Origin of the sequence: Priestia sp. TRN 1309 (genome assembly GCF_050846875.1) — a bacterium.
In the GTDB taxonomy this organism is placed as follows: domain Bacteria; phylum Bacillota; class Bacilli; order Bacillales; family Bacillaceae_H; genus Priestia; species Priestia zanthoxyli.
The window spans coordinates 358,876-377,587 of record NZ_JBOZGM010000001.1 but is presented as its reverse complement, the minus strand read 5'-3'; the positions used below and the strand labels follow the sequence as shown (position 1 = coordinate 377,587).

Genomic DNA, 18,712 nt, shown 5'->3' with positions numbered 1-18,712 from the left:
TCCCTATTCCTGCCTGCTACAGGATTCTGTCTTCCGTTTTTTGGCTATGAAAAAGGCTAGTTTTCACTAGCCTTTTATACTCATATAATCATTGCTTAACAGATATCAGCTTATTTTTTAAGCGTTTTTTCAAACTCTTTAAATTCTTTATCCGTTTGAGGCACTGTAATGTCACCGTCTAGAATTTTTTGCTTATACTCATCAACTGCTTTTAACGCATCTTTGCTTACATTATCTTGTGATGGAGCAATTCCTACTCCGTCTTCTTTTAAGCCAAACACAACCTCTTTACCGCCTGGGAATTTGTCGTCCATTGCTTGTTTTGCAACATCTTCTACAGCAAGGTCAACGCGTTTTACCATCGAAGTTAACGTTACGTTTTCAGGCATACCTTCTTCATGCTGATCGCGGTCAACTCCAATTACCCAAACCTTTTTGTCTTTACCGCCTTTTGAACGGTTTTTAGCTTCTGTAAATACGCCGTTTCCAGTACCGCCAGCCGCTTGATAAATAATATCAGCGCCTTTGCTGTAAATGGTAGAAGCGATAGCTGATCCTTTTTCTGGAGAGTTAAAACTTTCCGCGTATTGAGAAATAACTTCAGCGTCTGGGTTTACAGATTTAACACCTGCTTTAAATCCGTTTTCAAACTTCTTGATTAATGGAGATTCAACGCCTCCGATAAAGCCGATTTTGTTCGTTTTCGTTTGTTTCGCTGCCACTACACCTACTAAGAAAGAGCCCTGCTCTTCTTTAAATAGAATGCTCGCCACGTTATCTAAGTTTTCTGACTTTAACGTATCGTCTACTAATGCAAAGTTAGCATCTGGATACTGCTTTGCTGCTTTTTTAATGTCTTCTTTTAACAAAAAGCCAATTCCATACGTCAAGTTGTAGCCACTCTCAGCAAATTTAGAAAGGTTGCTCTCGTATTCAGATGCTTTTGTAGACTGCAAATATTTGTATCCAGTCCCTTCATCAAGTCCGTTGTCTTTCCCAAACTTTGTTAGACCTTCCCAAGCAGATTGGTTAAACGATTTATCATCTACCCCGCCCGTATCTGTTACCATTCCCACTTTAAAATCCGCTGCTTTTTTATCTCCGCTGCTCTTATCTGCGTCGTTTGAGCCACACGCGCTTAAAAGTGTTCCTGCCGCTAATACTAGTGATAATGCAAGTCCCGTTTTACGTTTTAACATGTTTTAACCCCCTGAATAGTTTTAAAAGTATAAAGCCAATTTTCTATTTCGTCCCTGTGACCTACATTTGACACCTCCTTAAAAGGACAATGTTAAATAGTTGTAAATTTTCTGACATTTAACCATAAAAAAACTAGACGCGTTTACGCAGTACTTGGAAACTAAATTGATCTGCTTTAAAATAATTGATGGAATATAAAATGGGTTCATCATACTGGTCATAATGCATTTGTTTCAGCACAAGCAAAGCGGTTTCTGGCTCGCATTGTAAAATAGGAGAAACTTTTTCATGATAGCCTAGAGGCTCAATATTTGCCACGGCGTATGAAATGTGCTTTCCTGCTTGTTTTTCAAGAATTTCTAGCAAAGATTCCTGTTTATATTCGAAATTTTCAGGCAATATTTCTTGAGGAACCTTGTCCATGCAATATACAACAGGCTCTCCGTTTGCCGTTCTCACCCGTTCAACAAATAAAATCTGTTTGTCTTCCCCGCAAGCAAAACGTGTTAAATCATTTTCAGACAACTCTTGTATTTGAGAAGATAAGAAGATTGTTCCGGCCTTCATACCAGCTTGTTCAATCATATGTGTTATACTATTTAATTGCTCAATCCCTGACAAAAAAGTAGGCTTCGTGTTGACAAATGTTCCCACGCCGTGTCTGCGAACAATAATATTCTCTTCTTCTAATATGCGAAGTGCCTCACGTAGCGTTGCGCGGCTAACCCCTAGCTGCTTTGATAAATCAAACTCTGAAGGGAGTCTTTCCTTTTCTTTAAAAATTCCTTTTTCTATATTTTGTTTAATTTTATCAATCACTTGTAAATACAAGTGCCGATTATCCGCACGTATAGACATCACTCTTCCTCCATATTAAAAAGTCATCAGACCTCTGATGTTCGACTACTTAATCGAAAATAATATATCATTTTTCGACAGATAAATAAATAGGTTATATTAATTTTTTGTTAAAATTTTTAATATTTTTTTAAAAAATGAATTTTTGTTATTTTTTAATGTCAGCATACCTAACAACCTACTTTTCTTCTAATATTAGATAAAACCCAAACATTTTAGTCATTAAATTTTTTAATATTCGTTTTTATTTTATTTATTTAGCATGACATATTTTTGTATAATACTATTCTTACCGTCTCTTCTTCCATAAAAAAATGAGGTTGAAACATAACTAAATGAATCCAATCTAAAGACAAACAAATAAGATACATGAGCTGAAACGCTTGCGACACCGCAGTTGATTTCCGTGCAAGACTTCGGTTTCCACGGGCGGGCGATGGGTCTCCTCGTCGCTTACGCTCTTCCCGCAGGAGTCTTCACCTTGTCTTTCAGTCAACTGCTAGAAGGAACGAAACGGATGAAACCTATATTCACCCTAACAAAAAAAACGAACCGCTAATCAGACATGTTGATTAGTGATTCGTTTTTCACTTAGGCTAAAATACTTTTGTCCCAGCTCCATCTTTTCTAATAACCTTATTAAGATCCAACATCTTCATTTTGCTGAGAAATCAGCACCGAACGCGGCTTACTTCCTTCGTAAGGCCCAACCACTCCACGATCTTCCATCGCATCGATTAAGCGTGCAGCCCGGTTATAGCCAATTCGAAAGCGTCGCTGCAGCATAGAAACAGAAGCTGTTTGCATTTCTGCCACAAGCTGAACCGCTTCGTCATATAGCTCATCTGCAAAATCATCGACTTGTTCAGGGGCATCTGTTGGAATCATTTCTTCTTGATACTGTGCTTTTTGCTGTGCAATTACAAAATCAACAATCTCTTCTACTTCTTCATCTGATAAAAAGGCACCTTGCACACGCACAGGTTTTGAAGCTCCAACAGGCATGAACAGCATATCTCCTCTTCCTAGAAGCTTCTCAGCTCCTCCCATATCTAGGATCGTACGAGAGTCAGTTTGTGAAGATACACTAAAAGCGATTCGGGAAGGAATGTTTGCTTTAATAACTCCAGTAATAACATCTACTGATGGTCGCTGTGTAGCAATAATCAAATGAATGCCGGCAGCACGAGCCATTTGAGCAAGACGTGTGATTGAATCTTCGACGTCAGATGAAGCAACCATCATCAAGTCAGCCAACTCATCAACAATCACCACAATATAAGGAAGAGTCGGCTGTTTTGCATCGGCGTCTCCATCATCATTCATACGTTTTACTAAATCGTTATATCCTTCAATGTTTCTCGTTCCGCTGTGTGAGAACAACTCATAACGTCGCTCCATCTCACTTACAACTTTCTTTAATGCTTGAGAAGCTTTTTTCGGATCTGTTACGACAGGAGCCAATAAATGCGGAATACCATTGTACATATTCAACTCAACCATTTTAGGGTCAATCATCATTAATTTTACTTCATGAGGCTTTGTTCTCATTAAAATACTAATAATAATACCGTTGATACACACACTTTTTCCGCTTCCTGTTGCCCCTGCTACAAGCATATGAGGCATTTTATTAAGCTCTGCTAGCACAGCTTCGCCTGAAATATCTCTTCCTAAACCAACTAATAGCTTTTTATCAGGTCGGTTATTTTCAGTCGCTTCAAGTACTTCTCTAAGTGAAACCATCGCTACTTCTTCGTTCGGCACTTCAATTCCTACCGCTGATTTCCCGGGAATTGGAGCTTCAATCCGAATATCTTTGGCAGCTAATGCAAGTGCTAAATCATCACTTAAATTGACAATCTTACTTACTTTTACTCCTACATCAGGATATACTTCATATTTTGTAACAGCTGGTCCAAGGTGAACTTTTGCCACTTTTGCTTTTACGCCGAAACTTTGAAACGTTTTTTCAAGCTTTTCGGCATTTTTATAAATGTTTTTATGCTCTTTTGCCTGGTTACTTTTCTTTGGCATCGTCAATAGCTTGATAGGAGGAAGCTCATACTCTTTATTTTCCGTTTCAGTAAAGGTAATCATAGGAGCTTTTTCTTCTTCCTGTTCCTTTTGCGGCCTTGGCTGTTGCGGTGCAGCAGCTACAGGCTTCGATTCCATAACCGGAGGCACCGGAGCTATAGGAGCAGCAGGAGATTGACTAGACTCTTCCTCTCCATAATCAAAGTGTTCAATAATTGGAGGCGAAGGTGCTTCCACTTCTATTTCCACGCTTTCTTCAGGTTCTTGAACAGCTTTTTCTTGGCGTCTCTTTTTTGTTGTTTTAGGGGCTTTTTTCTTCTTATGTTTCCACGTCTGAATATCTTGCCAGCCTTCTTTTAACTCCGTTGTTAAAAAATTAACTAGAGGTGACAGAAGTTTTAATACCGTTTCGTGAAGCGAACGTCCGGTAATGAGCAGTACCCCAATCACAATAAGCAAGGCAGCGATAAGTTCTGTTCCTAAGCTATCAAACAGATAGTAGAACATGGCAAACATAATAGCTCCTATCATCCCTCCCCCTAAATCACTGTGATTCGATTGTCCCGTTGCTTCGAGCATATACAAATCCCACGTATTCATAATGACAGATGGATCTGTAAACGTTCCGTTTTTCGATAAATTTTCAAATAACGTCACGTGACTAAACAGTAAAATAGATAAAATAATGAGGTATGTACCGATAAGCTGCCGCGTCACTAAAGGAGGCATTTCTCTTTTCCAAATAATATAAACAGATAGAATAACCATTCCGATTAAACACAGCATATACCATTCGCCAATAAATAAGCGGACCACGAGTACAAGAGCCTGTCCTACAGCACCGAGTCCTGCCATGGCAATTAACGTTAACGCTAATAAAAATAAGCCAATAAGCTCAAAGCGCAATATGCGTTTCCATTCATCCTTTTTTATTTGACCTCTTCGTTTTTTCTTTGCCATTTTTCCACTCCAATCAACGTCCAACACCCTATGTTGATTTTGTTTCTTTTATCAGTTGAATAAAAAAGCAGCCAATACAGCGGCTGCCTTCTTCGTCATATTCATTATACCATATTCACCATAATTATACTGAAATCCTTACGACAAAATTTGACCAGGATAATAATTTTCATTCAAATAATCTTGAGGATTCGTGCTTAAAACCCTCACAATTTGCTGTTGTTTTTGTTCATTTTCTTCAACGATAACCGGGATTCCATTATGATTAATAAGCTTTGGCTGAGATTGTTCTTGATGATAAGACTGCTGAAAAATCAGTTCTTGTGGCATCATTGTATATAAAATCATTGCAGCAGCTGCTCCTCATTCTGACGTCCTTGCTCAATCAGTTCATTCAATTTTTTGATTGCTTGAGCAACTCCGCCTACTTCGTTAATTAACCCGTATGAAACAGCATCTCCGCCAACTACATTTGTCCCGATATCACGCGTTAAGTTCCCTTTTGAAAACATAAGTTCTTTAAACTTTTCTTCTGAAATATGAGAGTGTTCTCTCACAAAGTTAATCACGCGCTCTTGCATTTTATCTAAGTATTCGAATGTTTGCGGTACACCAATAACAAGACCCGTTAAGCGAATGGGATGAATGGTCATGGTCGCTGTACCGGCAATATACGAATAATCAGTTGAAACCGCAATTGGAACACCGATTGAATGTCCGCCTCCTAGCACAATGGACACAGAAGGCTTGGATAACGAAGCAATCATTTCCGCAATGGCAAGACCTGCTTCTACATCTCCACCTACTGTATTCAAAATAATAAGCAATCCTTCAATTTTTGGATTTTGTTCAATCGCCACAATTTGCGGGATGACATGCTCATATTTTGTCGTTTTATTTTGAGGAGGCAGCTGCATGTGCCCTTCGATTTGTCCTACAATCGTTAAACAGTGAATATTAGAATCCTGAGGAAGCTGAGCCACGTTGGTCTGTCCCAATTGTTGAATTTTATCTAATATTCCGCCCTTGCTTTCTTCATTTTTATTAGGCTGCTGAGGCGCTTCATCAGAATGTAATCTTTCGTTATTTTCAAACATATTCTAGCTCCTTTCACTTATTGATAGTAGTAGTATGAACTTCTCATAGTTATTACATCCGCATCAGCTGCAAATAAAAAGCCTTCCCAGCGGGAAGGCTTCACATTAGATTTCCATGATAATCGGTAAAATCATCGGTTTACGACGGGTTTTTTCATATAAAAATTGATTTAAACTTTCTCTCATTTTTAATTTTAATGAAGACCACTCGATCACTTTGTCTTCCATACACTTTTCTAAAATTTGCTGAACAATCTTCGTTGCTTCTTCTAAAAGCTTTTCTGATTCTCTTACATAGACGAATCCGCGGGAGATGATTTCTGGCCCCGCTACTACTGTTTTTTGACGTTTATTAATCGTAACTACTACCGTTAAGATTCCGTCCTGTGACAGCAGCCTGCGATCCCTCAGAACGATATTCCCAATATCGCCGACGCCTAGTCCATCAATGAGCGTATTTCCCGCTTGAATAGAACCGCTAGGGTACATGCGAGCATCTTTAAACTCAACTCGCTCACCTTTTTCAAGCAAACAAATATGATCTTCTGATATTCCTAATTGACCGGCTAGCTTTGCATAAGCTTTTTGTTTTCGATACTCTCCATTCACAGGCATGACATATTTCGGCTTTGTTAAGTTAATCATAAATTTTAATTCTTCTTGACTGCCGTGTCCGGAAGCCTGCACTTTCTTCTGAGCAAACACTACGCTTGCTCCTAAACGAAAGATGACGTCAATTGTTTTTGAAAAGGTCGTTTCGTGCCCCGCCACGGGTGTAGCAGCCAGCAGGACCGTGTCATCTTGTTTGATTTGAATAAATTTATGGGACTGTTTAGCCATTCGAGTAAGACCTGAAATCGGCTCTCCGTGATGACCTGTTGTTAAAATAACCGTTTCATGTTCTGAAAGATCCTTTAGCTTTTGCACAGGAACAATTAAATCCTCAGGCAGCTGCAAATGTCCAAGTTTTGCTGCAATATCAATGATTTTCAGCATACTCTTTTCCATAACGATCAGGTTACGGCCATGCTGATATGCGGCATGAATAACTTGCTGAATACGGTGCAGATTGGAACTGTATGCAGCAACAATGATTCGACCTTTGCTTTTATAAAAAGCGTCGGTAATATTTTGTCCGATGACGGCCTCGGAAACTGTATAGCCTGGCTTATCCGCATTTGTACTGTCTGAAAGCAAACACAGGACGCCTTTTTTCCCAATGGCAGCCATTTTTCCAATATCAGCGCTTTGAATGCTGACTGAGTTTTGATCAAATTTAAAATCACCTGTATATACAATCGCACCTTGATTGGTTTGTAAACAAATGCCGACTGAATCTTGTATACTGTGCTGCGTTCTAAAAAATGAAATATCCACTCCTTCAAACGATAAAACCGTTGACGAAGTGATAGGATGTAAAGCCTCATATTTTTTAATTCCATACTCTTTTAACTTTTCTTTGATAAGTGCTAGCGTTAATTCTGTACCATATACCGGCACGTCCAATTTTTGAAGTATAAAGGGAATAGCCCCAATTTGCTCTTCATGTCCATGAGTAACAAAAATGCCTTTTACGTTCTGCTGATTTTCTACTAAATATGTAATGTCAGGAATGACAATATCAATTCCTAACATTTCCCCTCCCGGAAACTTTGACCCTGCATCTAACACATATATGTTTTCATTGATTTCCACCACATACATGTTTTTTCCAAGTTCTCCGACTCCACCTAAGGCTGAAATTTTAATATTTTCTGTCTTTTCTAGTACCATAAGTTCCTCCTACTTACTTTCACCCGTACAATTTCATTTGCTTACATTATAACTGAAGTAAGAATTGGAATACAAGAAATTTCATTCGTCTATTTCCGTCATGTGCTCTTCTATTATCTTATAAGAAAAAAACGTCTCTTCATCAACTCGTATATACGGTCAATGAAGAGACGCTTAAAAAACATACTTATAGCTTATAGCGTATTTAATGTGCTGACTAACGTTTGGCGTTCTTCTTCCGTTAACGGAACTAAAGGTAATCGTACCGATCCTACGTCTAACCCTTTTAGCTGTAAAGCTGTTTTAACAGGCGTTGGACTTGGAGCCGCAAAAAGAGATTTCATCACAGGTACAATACGCTGATGAATTTTTGCTGCTTCTTTCGGATTTCCTGACTCATACAACTTAACCATCTCTTGCATTTCATTTCCAATAACGTGAGAGGCAACAGAAATAATCCCAGTTCCTCCAATTGCTAATACCGGCAGTGTTAAGCCATCATCACCGCTGTATAAAGCAAAATCATCGCTTGTTTGTGCGATAATAGCTGTCATTGCGTCAAGGTCGCCGCTTGCATCTTTTAACGCTACAACATTTGGCAGTTCAGCTAGGCGTACAATTGTATCCACAGACATATTGATCACGGATCGCCCTGGAATATTGTATAACATGACAGGCAGCTCTGTACTTTCAGCAATTGTTTTAAAGTGCTGATATAAGCCTTCCTGATTCGGCTTGTTATAATAAGGTGCTACAATCATAATCGCATCTACGCCGATTTCTTCTGCCTTTTTCGTTAATTCAATTGATGCATACGTATTATTGCTTCCTGTACCTGCAACAACAGGTACACGGCCATCTACTACCTTTACTGAGTGGCGGAACAGCGCCAGCTTTTCTTCTGTTGAAAGCGTAGGAGATTCACCCGTTGTTCCTGCAATAACCAACGCATCTGAACCGTTGCTGATTAAATAGTTAATAAGCTGCGTTGTTTTTTCAAAATCAATATTTCCTTTATGATCAAAAGGCGTTACCATCGCTGTTGCGACTTTCCCAAAATCAATCATGTTTTCACTCCTTGAAATTGCATTATCCCTATTCATATAATGAACCGTTAGCTTATAGCTAACGGAACATGTAGTTTATCTCTTTTGCGGTGCTTTTGACAAGTCAAAGGCACCATGAAGAGCATTAACGGCTTTCTTTAAATCCTCTTCTTTTACAAGCACCCAAATCGTCGTATGGCTGTCAGCAGATTGTAAAATCTGAATACCTTCGCTAGAAAGAGCTGTAACAATTTTAGATGTAACACCAGGCACCCCTGCAATTCCTGCTCCAACCGTTGATACTTTGGCACAGTTGCGAATAACAGCCGGCTCATACCCTAGCGCATGAAGCACATCAATTGCTTTGTCAGTTGCTTCATCTGTTACCGTATATACAACACCCTTCGGTGAAATATTGATAAAATCTACGCTGATTTTTTCTTGTGCCATTGCTTTGAATACCTCTGCTTGCGTATCATAATGGCCTTCTTTACTAAAAACTTTAATTTGAGTCACGTTCGATACGTGGGCGATTCCTGTTACAAGGCGTTCTTGCACATCGCTTCCACGCTGCTGTGCTTCACCTTGAGATGTAACGAGCGTACCTTCTGAATCAGCATACGTGGAACGGACGCGCATCGGTACTTTTGCTTGCATGGCGATCTCTACGGCACGTGGGTGAACTACTTTTGCACCTTGATAAGCCATGTTGCATATTTCGTTATATGTGACAACGGATAGCGGTCTTGCATCTTCTACAATACGCGGGTCCGCTGTCATCACACCTTCTACATCCGTGAAAATGTCAATGTAATCGGCCATAAGGGCTGCACCTAACGCTGAAGCAGATGTATCGCTGCCTCCGCGTCCAAGCGTTGTTGTATCACCTTCAGCAGTTGCCCCTTGAAAGCCTGTTACGACAACGACATCATATTCTTCTAATTCTTTTAACAAACGGTCGCATTTCATTTCTAGTATCTTGGCATTGGTAAAATCATCATTCGTCACAAACCCTGCCTGTGCACCGTTTAATGCTGTAGCTTTAATCCCATTTTCGTTTAATAAATTTGTAAACACAACCGATGAAATTAATTCTCCGCATGCCATAAGCATATCAAGCTCACGTTTGTTAAGAGACGCTTTATTTCCATCAACAAGTGAAAGCAATGTATCCGTTGCATACGGTTCACCTTTTCGTCCCATTGCCGATACAACAACGACTACTTTGTAACCCTCACTTAATGCATTATTTAAATGATAGATTGCTCTTGCTCTTCCTTCTTCGTTACGTACGGAAGTTCCTCCAAATTTTTGGACGATTATTTTCATACTTACACCTCATCATGTTCCGAGACACTCTGGTTGCGCTTATTTTACTAAGCTAAGCTTAATAAGTGATTCTGCAATTTGTACAGAATTCCAAGCTGCACCTTTTAACAAGTTATCAGAAACGATCCACATATGGAAACCGTTATCGCGATCTAAATCTTTACGAATACGGCCGACAAACACATCTCGTTTACCTACACAGTCTGCTGGCATTGGATATACTTGATTTTCTGGATCATCTTGCAATACGATACCAGGTGCATCAGCCAATAAATTTTTCACATCAGCTACCGTTACACCGTCTTTTTCAATTTCAATGTACACTGACTCTGAATGACCTGTTACAACCGGTAGACGAACACAAGTAGCAGCTACTGGCAATTCAGGCATGCTCATAATTTTTTTCGTTTCATTAATCATTTTCATTTCTTCAAATGTAAAACCGTTATCTTGAAATTTATCAATTTGCGGAATGGCATTAAAAGCAATTTGATAATGTTTTTTATCTCCACCAACCGGTAAAATCTCCGGTGTAAACTCTTTTTCTTCTAAAATAGCTTTAGCTTGTTCTTTTAATTCATTAATTGCAGCAGCGCCTGCTCCAGAAACGGCTTGATACGTTGATACTAGCACTTTAGATAAGCCGTATGTTTCGCGTAATGGCTGTAATGCTGCTACCATTTGAATTGTAGAGCAGTTTGGATTAGCAATGATTCCGTTATGTGCGTGTAATGCATCTTCGTTCACTTCCGGCACAACTAACGGGACATTTTCATCCATTCGATAAGCGCTTGTGTTGTCTACAACGATTGCTCCGCGTTTTACTGCCTCTGGTGCAAGTGCTTTTGAAATGCTGCCGCCTGCACTGAATAAAGCAATGTCTACGCCTTCAAAGCTATCAGGAGTTGCTTCTTGCACAACAACTTCTTCTCCGTTAAACAACACTTTTTTACCAGCTGAACGAGCTGAAGATAATAACGTTAATTTACCAACTGGAAAATTACGCTCCTGTAGGGTTTTAATCATTTGTTGTCCTACTGCACCTGTTGCTCCTACTACTGCTACATGTAATTCTCTTGTCATTTTAATACCGCCTCCAACAATTTTCAACTACTCAACATTTATCTGCATATACTGACTATTTTAACATATTATTATGCTTCATTGCGTCAAAGAAGAGAAGATTTTTAAAATCTTCTCTTCTTTGAGATTGAGAGTTCTCTTACAGCCGCAGTATTGAACAGATTCATACAACAGCAAGAGGCATATATGTCCTATGACTCTTGACCGTCGCGGAACCTTTCGACAATAACAGGCTGAATCTGTTTATCTTCAAGCGCTGCGTACACCGTGTCTGATAACATCGTCATACGCGCTACCATTGAATTTGGTTTAAGCACCGGGTCATCTTGACCAAATGGAATAAAATAAATATTTTTAGTCGCCATTAGCCTCATTAAGTTTACACCATTTAGCCCTAGTGCGTCATTAGTCGAAATTCCCAGTACCACTGGCTTATTATTACGAAGCGTTGCTTTAGCTGCCATGAGTACCGGAGATTCAGTCATTGCATTCGCAAACTTACTCATCGTATTCCCAGTGATTGGGGCAACTACCATACAATCAAGCGGAATCTTTGGTCCTAGAGGCTCTGCTTTTACAATTGTATTGATGACGGCGTGACCTGTTAATTCCTCAATTTTCTTCACCCAGTCTTCTCCATCTCCAAAACGAGTATTTGTGGATTGTACAGTGTAAGAAACAACCGGTAACACTTCTGCTCCCAAATTAACAAGCTTTTCAATTTCTGGCATAACCGCATCATACGTACAGTGAGATCCGGTCAAGCCGAATCCTATTCTTTTACCTTTTAATGACATTATTTTTTCTCCTCTCTCGCATCCGCAGCGTCTTTTAATAAATTCACTAATACATTAGCGACAATCTGACCTGCTGTTTTTGGAGCCACAATCCCTGGAAGACCAGGTGCTAAAATAGCTTTAATTCCTCGTTTTTCTGCATAGCGGAAATCGGTTCCTCCAGGCTTTGAAGCTAAATCAATAATGAGCGCGTGGGTCGGGACATTAGATAATGTCTTAGCCGTTAAGATGGGGTACGGAATGGTGTTAATACATATATCACTATCAGCAATTTCTTTATCGAGTTCAGAAAGATAGAAAGGCTGCAAACCCATTTCAGCAATACGTGCTAAATGTTCAGATTTTCTAGCTCCTACTTTTACATTGGCACCAAGTGCAGCAAAGGACCTCGCCACGCTCATTCCTACTCTTCCTAAACCTAGGACAGAAATATTTGAACCGTGAATGGTAAAATCCGTATGTTGAATAACAAGCATGATGGTACCTTCAACAGTAGGAATAGAGTTATAAATTGCTACATCATCACGCTCAAATAGCTGAACGAGTTTACGGTTTGTCGTTTTGACTAATTCGTTTAAATACCCATTGCTAATACCAGAATAAATAATGCAGTGCTCAGGCGTTTTTTTAAGTATTTCTTCAGTCAATACTACTTTTTCATTTGAAAAAATAGTATCTACTTGCCCTTCGTGATTTGTTCCAGGCACTGGAAGGATGATGGCGTCAACATCTGAAAAATCCAGCTCCTCTATCTGATATTTCGTCGCACCTGTAAAACCATGATCTAGCTGATCAAAACCAATAAGAGAGGTTTTTGCATCTAATTGAATTAATTTTCGAATGACTTCAAGCTGCCTAGCATCACCGCCAATTACAGCTATGTGCAAATCCGTTAACATGTTTCATTTTCACCTTCTTTAACATTAAATAGATGTATCCTTCGCTTAAACCATCGAGATGTAAAGTGCTATCATTACGCCCTAGAATGCCTATTGCTTTTCTTCAACATACTATGTAAACACACAGGAATCGGTGAATCTTTATCCCTGAAAATAAAAGAAACGAGATGCAGGAAGCATCTCGTTTGTTATTTTGTTGACTCATTATTTATGTCTTCTAGCTGATGAACATTTACAATCACCATATCCGTACCAATTTTTTCGATATTCCCCCACGGCACTCGCACTTCATCTCCTTGTTTTCGAAATCCAAACCACTTCACAGATGGAATAATAAGCGCATTAATTTGTCCCGTATGTTCATTAATTTCAAGATCTGTTTGCCCTAAAATACCCAAACGCTCTGCTCGCTTAACATCTACAATTTCTTTTCCACTCAGCTCACTTAATCTCATGAAATCCCTCCTTTCATCTAATTTATTGAACAACCATACAAAAAATGACATAAAAATAAGGCTGGCTCAATTATTTTAGCCAACCTTACTTTTATGGTTTAATTTCCTTTAAAACCCTTAGGTAAATCTCCACTCGGGCTTATTAATGAAAGCGCAAATTCGTCTTTGAAAATATCTCGTGCAAGACCATTTACACTATCTTTAGTCACGGCATTAACAAGGTCTAAAATCTCATCTAATGAACGGTGATAGCCCAGCATTAACTCATTTTTTCCGTTTCTGCTCATACGGCTATTTGTACTTTCAAGACTCAGCATTAAGTTTCCTTTCAGCTGCTCTTTGCTGTTAGCAAGTTCTTTATCCGTAATACCCTTGTCTTTCAAATCATAAAGCGTTTCTTGAACCGTATCATATAATACGTCGAGCTGATGGCTTCCAGTTCCCCCATAAATCGTTACAAGACCGCTGTCTCGATAAGAAGAATGATAAGAAAAAACAGAGTAAGCCAAGCCGCGCTGTTCACGGACTTCTTGGAACAAACGACTGCTCATACTTCCACCAAGCACGTTGTTTAATACAATTAAGCTATATACATCTTCTCCGCCGATTGGCAAACCTTTAAAGCCAAGGCAAAGATGAGCTTGTTCTGTCTCTTTTTTGCGCGCAATATGATTTGTATGGAACTCTGGCTGAACATATTGATGAGCGGAATGACTTGACGTATATGTACCAAAATAGTTTTCCACCTGTTGAATAAAACTCTCATCAATGTTTCCAGCTACTGAAATAACGATGTTTTCAGGAATATACATTTGCTCCATATACTGACGAAGCGAATCACCGTTAAATGTTTTTAACGTATCTTCCGTTCCTAAAATTGGATAGCCTAATGGATGATTGCCATATACGGCTTTTCCTAATAGATCGTGTACAATATCATCAGGTGTATCTTCATACATTTTAATTTCTTCATATACAACATTTTTTTCACGAGCTAATTCCTCTTCATCAAATGAAGAATTAAAGAACATATCCGCCAGCACATCTAGCGCTTGATCTGCGTGTTCGTCTAATACTTTTGCATAGTAGCACGTGTATTCTTTAGAAGTGAATGCATTTACTTGTCCCCCAATGCGGTCGAAGCTTTCTGCAATTTCACGAGCAGATCTTGTTTTTGTTCCTTTAAAAAACATATGTTCAAGAAAATGTGATACACCATTAATTTCAGGGTGTTCACTTCGAGAACCCGTTCCGATCCATACCCCAATGGCCACAGATCGAACAGTTGGGATATTTTCCAATACAATTCTTACACCATTTTTGCACGTATATCGTTTTATCAAGCTAGTGCCTCCCTTTTGCTTATCTCACTTACTTCTTAGTAGAAGAAGGTATTTTCATCATTCTTTCTTCATCTAGCATTGTTGACACATCGCTAACTTTCAGGCCTTTGCGTTCAATATCGGTTAACAATTGGTCAAGCGATTCAGCCGTTGATTCAGTCGGGTGCATCAGTACAATAGCTCCTGGATGAATCTTTTTCATTACTCGATTAATTAACACTTCTGAACTCGGCTTTTGCCAATCGATTGTATCAACTGTCCACATGATGGTACTCATTTTTAACTGAGAAGCAAGCGTTACTACTTCGGGGCGAAAACTGCCGCTCGGCGGAGCAAACCATTTTACTTTTTGTCCCGTAGTAGATGTAATAATATCATTCGTTTTTTTAAGCTGCTGATTGATTTGACTAGCCGATAAAGTGGCCATATCAGGATGAGAATAAGAGTGGTTTCCCACTTCATGCCCTGCGTCTACAATCATTTTTGCCATATCTGGATTATTTTTAACCCATTTTCCTTCTAAAAAGAAGGTTGCTTTAGCATGGTGCTTTTTCAGCACTTCTAACATTTTAGGCAAATACTCGTTCCCCCATGCTACGTTCACTGTAAACGATACCATAGGCTTTTCATCGTGTCCACGGTAGATAGGTTCCTGTGGTAAATCCTTCAAGTGAACCTTTGGTCTAACCTGTTTGTACACTAATTTTTTTTCATCAAATTTACCCGCAGGTTTCATATTTTTATAAGAAGCAGCAAGATCAACTTTTATGCCGTTATAGCCAGGAACCCGTTTCCAAACGGGATCGATTCGTGCATTCGCTGCTGGCTTTTCATAATCTTTTGCTTTTTCTTCAATCTTTTGATATAACGCATCATGCTGAGCTGATACAAGTTGTACATCGGATTTAAGTGCTTCTATATATGCTTCAGCAAAAGGATTATAAATAGATTTATATGTAATTGCCAGTAAAAATAGAAATGCTGTAAATTGCACAATGGTTCTCTTCACTTATCCTTCCCCCTTTACCATTTAAAATATGTATAAAGAGGACAAGGTAGAACAAACATCTACAAACGATAAAATCGCCCTACACATGGATTTTCTTCATGTATGGACGATTTCACAATATCTATATAGTAGTAAAAGAAGATTATTTTGTTTCTTTTGCTTTTTCTTCTTTTTCTTTTTGTTCTTTTAAAATTGCTTTACGAGATAAGTTAACGCGACCTTGTTTATCAATTTCCATGACTTTAACTAAAAGCTCGTCACCAATCGCTACAACGTCTTCTACTTTTCCAATACGCTCTTCTGCAAGCTCTGAAATATGAACAAGCCCATCTTTTCCGCTGAAGATTTCTACAAATGCACCGAATTTTTCAATTCGTTTTACTTTTCCTAAGTACATTTGGCCGACTTCAACTTCGCGTACAAGATCTTCGATGATTTTCTTCGCTTTTTCATTCATCGGCTGATCAATAGAAGAAATGAAGATTGTACCATCTTGTTCGATATCAATTTTAACGCCTGTTTCTTCGATGATTTTATTGATTTGCTTGCCGCTTGGTCCAATAACATCACGAATTTTATCAGGGTTAATCGCCATTGTAAGGATCTTAGGCGCATATTGAGAAAGCTCTTGACGAGGCGTAGCAATCGTCGACATCATATGATTTAAGATTTGCATACGGCCTTTTTTTGCTTGTTGAAGGGCTTCGTCTAAAATTTCACGAGATAACCCGTCAATTTTAATATCCATTTGAAGCGCAGTTACGCCATTTTCGGTACCTGCTACTTTAAAGTCCATGTCTCCTAGGTGATCTTCCATTCCTTGAATGTCCGTTAGAATCGAGTAGTGTTCACCTGATTTGATCAGACCCATTGCAATCCCTGCTACAGGTGCTTTAATTGGAACCCCAGCATCCATCATTGCAAGCGTACTTGCACAAATACTTGCTTGTGAAGTAGAACCGTTTGACTCTAATACTTCAGATACAAGACGAATTGTATAAGGGAAATCTTTTTCATTTGGAATAACCGGCTCAAGTGCACGCTCACCTAGCGCACCATGTCCAATTTCACGACGACCCGGTCCGCGCATCGGTCTAGTTTCACCAACACTAAATGAAGGGAAGTTGTAGTGATGCATGAAGCGTTTAGATTCTTCTACACTTAAACCATCTAAAATTTGCACATCGCCAAGTGCACCTAATGTACAGATGCTAAGCGCTTGAGTTTGTCCACGCGTAAATAATCCAGATCCGTGTGTACGTGGAAGCAAGTTTGTTTCAGAAGAAAGTGGACGAATTTCGTCAATACTACGGCCATCAGGACGTACTTTTTCTTCTGTGATCAAGCGACGCACTTCACTTTTAACAAGCTTCGACAAAATTTCATTCACTTGATTTAGTACTTCTTCTTCTACATCTTGCTCTTCAAATTTTGCAGCTACAGCGCTTTTCACTTCTTTAATCGCATTTTCGCGCGCATGCTTTTCTTGAACTTGAACAGCACGGTTCATGTCACCTTCTGCAATTTCGCGAACTTGACGCTCAAGGTCAGCATCAACAGTATAAAGCTCAACTTCAACTTTTTCTTTGCCTACTGCTGCTACAATTTCTTCTTGGAACGCAATTAATTTTTTAATTTGCTCGTGTCCAAACATAATTGCTTCTAACATTACTTCTTCCGGTACTTCATCAGCGCCTGCTTCAACCATGTTGATCGCGTCTTTTGTACCAGCAACCGTCAGATGAATATCGCTTTTTTCAAGCTCATCTACCGTTGGGTTTACAACAAATTCATTGTCTACACGGCCTACGATTACGCCTGCAATAGGACCTTCAAATGGAATATCAGATACTGATAATGCTAATGAAGAACCAAACATTGCTGCGATTTCTGAAGAACAGTTTTGGTCTACGCTCATTACAACGCTGACAACTTGAACTTCGTTTCGGAAACCATCTGCGAATAAAGGACGAATCGGACGGTCGATTAAACGGCTAGCCAAGATTGCTTTTTCACTTGGTCTGCCTTCACGCTTAATGAATCCACCTGGGATTTTACCGACTGCATATAAACGCTCTTCATAGTTTACTGTTAACGGGAAGAAATCTACATTTTTAGGCTCTTTTGAAGCCGTTGCTGTACTTAATACAACTGTGTCTCCATAGCGGATTAATGCTGCGCCATTTGCTTGTTTTGCCAACTGGCCAACTTCAACTTCTAGCTTTCGTCCAGCTAGATCTACAGAGAACACTCGTTTTTCTTGTTCCATATCGACGAGTACCCCTCTCTACATATAAAATATGTATGTAATCAAATGTGATAGTTTTATTATAAACGAAATATCCAAAAACAATAGCTTTTTTCACATTATGTAGCATCTTTAATGTTTCTTAAATGTACATACTAAAAAAGCGGGAATGCTCCCGCTTTCTTCTTATTATCGACGTAAACCAAGTTTGTTGATTAACTCACGATAACGAGTAACGTCTTTGTTACGTAGGTAGTTAAGTAAGTTACGACGTCGACCTACCATTTTTAAAAGACCACGACGTGAATGGTGATCCTTTTTATGAGTACGTAAGTGACCGTTTAGATTGTTAATTTGCTCTGTTAGGACAGCGATTTGAACTTCTGGAGAACCAGTGTCGTTCGCATGAGTTTTGTACTCACTAATGATTTCATTTTTACGCTCTTGTGTGATAGCCATCCTATTCACCTCCTTATTATTAAACCCCAGTTACCGAGCAAAACGTTGGTGAATCGTAATGCCAAGCAATGGTTGTTTTACATACAAGTGTTATGTTACTACTTATTAGAACAAAAAGC

The 18,712-nt window shown here is 39.1% G+C and carries 16 protein-coding genes; all 16 read right to left on the bottom strand.

The window, feature by feature from the left end:
* Window positions 1–110: 110 nt before the first annotated feature.
* Complete coding sequence (locus ACRPLQ_RS01940) at window positions 111–1,199, bottom strand: BMP family lipoprotein (RefSeq protein WP_028411388.1); 1,089 nt, start codon at window positions 1,197–1,199, stop codon at window positions 111–113.
* Window positions 1,200–1,332: 133 nt separating this feature from the next.
* Window positions 1,333–2,058 carry a GntR family transcriptional regulator gene (locus ACRPLQ_RS01935; RefSeq protein WP_432235647.1) on the bottom strand — a complete coding sequence of 242 codons (726 nt, stop codon included), beginning with the start codon at window positions 2,056–2,058 and terminating at the stop codon, window positions 1,333–1,335.
* A 639-nt stretch (window positions 2,059–2,697) separates the two neighbouring features.
* Window positions 2,698–5,055, bottom strand: coding sequence for an FtsK/SpoIIIE family DNA translocase (locus ACRPLQ_RS01930; RefSeq protein ID WP_047749914.1), 2,358 nt, complete (start codon window positions 5,053–5,055; stop codon window positions 2,698–2,700).
* Window positions 5,056–5,193: 138 nt separating this feature from the next.
* Window positions 5,194–5,403, bottom strand: coding sequence for a YlzJ-like family protein (locus ACRPLQ_RS01925; protein ID WP_028411391.1), 210 nt, complete (start codon window positions 5,401–5,403; stop codon window positions 5,194–5,196).
* Complete coding sequence (locus tag ACRPLQ_RS01920; protein ID WP_013058820.1) at window positions 5,400–6,152, bottom strand: ClpP family protease; 753 nt, start codon at window positions 6,150–6,152, stop codon at window positions 5,400–5,402. Before ACRPLQ_RS01920 ends, ACRPLQ_RS01925 begins: the two co-directional genes overlap by 4 nt.
* Window positions 6,153–6,257: 105 nt before the next feature.
* Window positions 6,258–7,925, bottom strand: a complete 1,668-nt coding sequence (locus ACRPLQ_RS01915; protein WP_432235646.1) for a ribonuclease J — start codon at window positions 7,923–7,925, stop codon at window positions 6,258–6,260.
* Window positions 7,926–8,119: 194 nt separating this feature from the next.
* Window positions 8,120–8,992, bottom strand: a complete 873-nt coding sequence (gene dapA / locus ACRPLQ_RS01910) for a 4-hydroxy-tetrahydrodipicolinate synthase (RefSeq protein WP_013058822.1) — start codon at window positions 8,990–8,992, stop codon at window positions 8,120–8,122.
* 75 nt (window positions 8,993–9,067) lie between these two features.
* Window positions 9,068–10,300, bottom strand: coding sequence for an aspartate kinase (gene dapG / locus ACRPLQ_RS01905; protein ID WP_028411393.1), 1,233 nt, complete (start codon window positions 10,298–10,300; stop codon window positions 9,068–9,070).
* A 39-nt stretch (window positions 10,301–10,339) separates the two neighbouring features.
* Window positions 10,340–11,383, bottom strand: a complete 1,044-nt coding sequence (asd, locus tag ACRPLQ_RS01900) for an aspartate-semialdehyde dehydrogenase (RefSeq protein ID WP_013058824.1) — start codon at window positions 11,381–11,383, stop codon at window positions 10,340–10,342.
* Between the two features lie 191 nt (window positions 11,384–11,574).
* Complete coding sequence (locus tag ACRPLQ_RS01895) at window positions 11,575–12,180, bottom strand: dipicolinate synthase subunit B (protein ID WP_013058825.1); 606 nt, start codon at window positions 12,178–12,180, stop codon at window positions 11,575–11,577.
* Window positions 12,180–13,079 carry a dipicolinic acid synthetase subunit A gene (gene dpaA, locus ACRPLQ_RS01890; RefSeq protein WP_013058826.1) on the bottom strand — a complete coding sequence of 300 codons (900 nt, stop codon included), beginning with the start codon at window positions 13,077–13,079 and terminating at the stop codon, window positions 12,180–12,182. The genes ACRPLQ_RS01895 and dpaA overlap by 1 nt, the downstream gene beginning before the upstream one ends.
* Before the next feature lie 188 nt (window positions 13,080–13,267).
* The gene (locus tag ACRPLQ_RS01885) at window positions 13,268–13,534 is read right to left on the bottom strand and encodes a YlmC/YmxH family sporulation protein (protein ID WP_013058827.1); all 267 of its coding nucleotides are present in this window, start codon (window positions 13,532–13,534) and stop codon (window positions 13,268–13,270) included.
* A gap of 98 nt (window positions 13,535–13,632) precedes the next feature.
* The gene (locus ACRPLQ_RS01880; protein WP_028411394.1) at window positions 13,633–14,877 is read right to left on the bottom strand and encodes a M16 family metallopeptidase; all 1,245 of its coding nucleotides are present in this window, start codon (window positions 14,875–14,877) and stop codon (window positions 13,633–13,635) included.
* A gap of 28 nt (window positions 14,878–14,905) precedes the next feature.
* Complete coding sequence (locus ACRPLQ_RS01875) at window positions 14,906–15,886, bottom strand: polysaccharide deacetylase family protein (RefSeq protein WP_016765374.1); 981 nt, start codon at window positions 15,884–15,886, stop codon at window positions 14,906–14,908.
* 142 nt (window positions 15,887–16,028) lie between these two features.
* The gene (gene pnp / locus ACRPLQ_RS01870) at window positions 16,029–18,155 is read right to left on the bottom strand and encodes a polyribonucleotide nucleotidyltransferase (RefSeq protein ID WP_014458473.1); all 2,127 of its coding nucleotides are present in this window, start codon (window positions 18,153–18,155) and stop codon (window positions 16,029–16,031) included.
* 168 nt (window positions 18,156–18,323) lie between these two features.
* Window positions 18,324–18,593, bottom strand: coding sequence for a 30S ribosomal protein S15 (gene rpsO / locus ACRPLQ_RS01865; protein WP_013058831.1), 270 nt, complete (start codon window positions 18,591–18,593; stop codon window positions 18,324–18,326).
* Window positions 18,594–18,712: the final 119 nt, after the last annotated feature.

Excerpts from the sequence above, each read along its gene's own strand:
- ACRPLQ_RS01940 (WP_028411388.1), bottom strand. The coding sequence starts at position 1,199 with ATGTTAAAACGTAAAACGGGACTTGCATTATCACTAGTATTAGCGGCA.
- ACRPLQ_RS01935 (WP_432235647.1), bottom strand. The coding sequence starts at position 2,058 with ATGTCTATACGTGCGGATAATCGGCACTTGTATTTACAAGTGATTGAT.
- ACRPLQ_RS01930 (WP_047749914.1), bottom strand. The coding sequence starts at position 5,055 with ATGGCAAAGAAAAAACGAAGAGGTCAAATAAAAAAGGATGAATGGAAA.
- ACRPLQ_RS01925 (WP_028411391.1), bottom strand. The coding sequence starts at position 5,403 with ATGATTTTATATACAATGATGCCACAAGAACTGATTTTTCAGCAGTCT.
- ACRPLQ_RS01920 (WP_013058820.1), bottom strand. The coding sequence starts at position 6,152 with ATGTTTGAAAATAACGAAAGATTACATTCTGATGAAGCGCCTCAGCAG.
- ACRPLQ_RS01915 (WP_432235646.1), bottom strand. The coding sequence starts at position 7,925 with ATGGTACTAGAAAAGACAGAAAATATTAAAATTTCAGCCTTAGGTGGA.
- dapA (WP_013058822.1), bottom strand. The coding sequence starts at position 8,992 with ATGATTGATTTTGGGAAAGTCGCAACAGCGATGGTAACGCCTTTTGAT.
- dapG (WP_028411393.1), bottom strand. The coding sequence starts at position 10,300 with ATGAAAATAATCGTCCAAAAATTTGGAGGAACTTCCGTACGTAACGAA.
- asd (WP_013058824.1), bottom strand. The coding sequence starts at position 11,383 with ATGACAAGAGAATTACATGTAGCAGTAGTAGGAGCAACAGGTGCAGTA.
- ACRPLQ_RS01895 (WP_013058825.1), bottom strand. The coding sequence starts at position 12,180 with ATGTCATTAAAAGGTAAAAGAATAGGATTCGGCTTGACCGGATCTCAC.
- dpaA (WP_013058826.1), bottom strand. The coding sequence starts at position 13,079 with ATGTTAACGGATTTGCACATAGCTGTAATTGGCGGTGATGCTAGGCAG.
- ACRPLQ_RS01885 (WP_013058827.1), bottom strand. The coding sequence starts at position 13,534 with ATGAGATTAAGTGAGCTGAGTGGAAAAGAAATTGTAGATGTTAAGCGA.
- pnp (WP_014458473.1), bottom strand. The coding sequence starts at position 18,155 with ATGGAACAAGAAAAACGAGTGTTCTCTGTAGATCTAGCTGGACGAAAG.
- rpsO (WP_013058831.1), bottom strand. The coding sequence starts at position 18,593 with ATGGCTATCACACAAGAGCGTAAAAATGAAATCATTAGTGAGTACAAA.